The 1,718-nt window shown below is 65.3% G+C and carries 2 protein-coding genes; both read right to left on the reverse strand.

Annotated elements, in window-relative coordinates:
* A partial coding sequence (locus EN935_RS34595; protein ID WP_164771629.1) for a GNAT family N-acyltransferase occupies positions 1–463 on the reverse strand: 463 nt, incomplete at its 3' end.
* Positions 464–644: 181 nt separating this feature from the next.
* A partial coding sequence (locus EN935_RS34600) for a response regulator (RefSeq protein ID WP_127374157.1) occupies positions 645–1,718 on the reverse strand: 1,074 nt, incomplete at its 5' end.

Raw genomic sequence — 1,718 nt, forward strand, 5'->3', positions numbered from 1 at the left:
GCTTCGAGCGGTATTCCGGCAAAACGCAGGAGCGGCCGAGCTCGAGAAAACGCTGGCCGGGGTGACGGGCTATGAGCTTGGTCAGCTCAAATTCACCTTCCGAATAGAACCCTCCGGCCGTGGCCGCGATTTCTTGCCGCAGCAGCCGATACGTGCCGACGATGCGGCGATGTTCGGGACCGGAAAGCGTGGTGTCCAAAACCAGCAGATGGTCGCAGAGCGGATCGAACCGGTCAGCGTCACGGCGGTCATGGGCCCGGAACAGGTCCTTCTTGGCGCCAAGTTCGTCGTAGAACACCCGGTAGCGCACTTCCTGCGCGGCCGCGATCTCGGCCTCGTTGCGAGCGAGCCGCACTTCAAGATTGCCTATACGGCCCAGTGCCGCGCCCTTTATGACGGAATCGACGTTACGTCCGGCAAGCAAGGCGCTGCTGGCGTTCGGCCGAGTGTCACATTCCGGCATAACTGTATGCACGAGTGATTCTCCTTCGAGCCATCCCTCTTGGCACGGGGATACGGTGTAGGTGCAACAGGATTGTGACAGTACCGTGATACGCCGTTGTGGGCAATACTTCGTCGGCTGGCGAATACGATCAACCGGCTACGTTTAAGTGATCGCGCGGCGTGAAATGGGCGGTGGAAGCTCAGGCCGCGACGACCTGTCCCTCTACGGCATTGACCAGCGCCTGAGGGTCGAGCGGCTTGGTGACAAAGCCGCTGGCGCCATGGGCCAACACCGCATGGCGGGTTTTTTCCTGGCTGTCGGCAGACAGCACCATGATCGGCACCGGCGACACGGCGGTCTCTTCCTCATGGCGGCGGATGGCGGCAATCGCGTCCAGCCCGTCCATGACCGGCATATGCAGATCCATCAAGACCACGTCGAAGCGGTCCCTGTGCCCGGCGCCGGTGACGGCCTCGACGGCGGCCTTGCCATTGCCGACCACCTTGACGCGATGCCCGGCCTTCAACAGCGTGGCGCGGGCCAGCATGGCGTTGATGTCATTGTCCTCGGCGATCAGCACCGACAGGCCCCGCTGGCGGTTGCCGACGGCGCGCATCGTCGGTGCGCCGCGCTTTTCGGGCTGCGGCTGGGCGAGGCTGGCGGCATGGCTGCTCAACAGCACACGCAGAAGCGTTCCGCCACGCACCGGCCTGGCCAGGAAGGTTGCGTAGCCACTGGCGCGGAACTCGCCGAGCATGCCGCGGTCGGTCGGCGCGATCAGCGTGATGGCCTCGCAGTCGGAGAAACCGCTCTGGCGCAGGCGTTTGAGCAGCCTTCCATCGCTTTCTTCCATGGCCGCATCGACCAGAATCACATCGCAGCCGGCGGCGAAGGGTGCGGCCTGTGCGGCGGCGGTTGCGACGTCAACCGCGCCGCCATTGGCGCGGATGGTGCGGGCGATGGCGTCGGCCTCGACGGCGTTTTTCGACAGGATCACCGCGCGCCTGCCCAAGAGCGCGTTCTGGCGGCCCTGCGGCGCTTCGGTGGCTGCTATCGCCGGGATTTCGAAGACGAACTCGGATCCTTGGCCGAGCCGGCTGGATACCGAGATCGTGCCGCCCATGGCGGCCACCAGGCGCCTGGAGATGGCAAGGCCGAGGCCGGCCCCGCCATGCGTGCGCGTCGACGTGCCGTCGGCCTGCTCGAACTCCTCGAAAATGCGATCCAGGTCCTCATCATGCAGGCCCGGACCGGTATCGGCGATGGTGAAGCA

Origin of the sequence: Mesorhizobium sp. M7D.F.Ca.US.004.03.1.1, assembly GCF_003998635.1 — a bacterium.
GTDB classification, from domain to species: domain Bacteria; phylum Pseudomonadota; class Alphaproteobacteria; order Rhizobiales; family Rhizobiaceae; genus Mesorhizobium; species Mesorhizobium loti.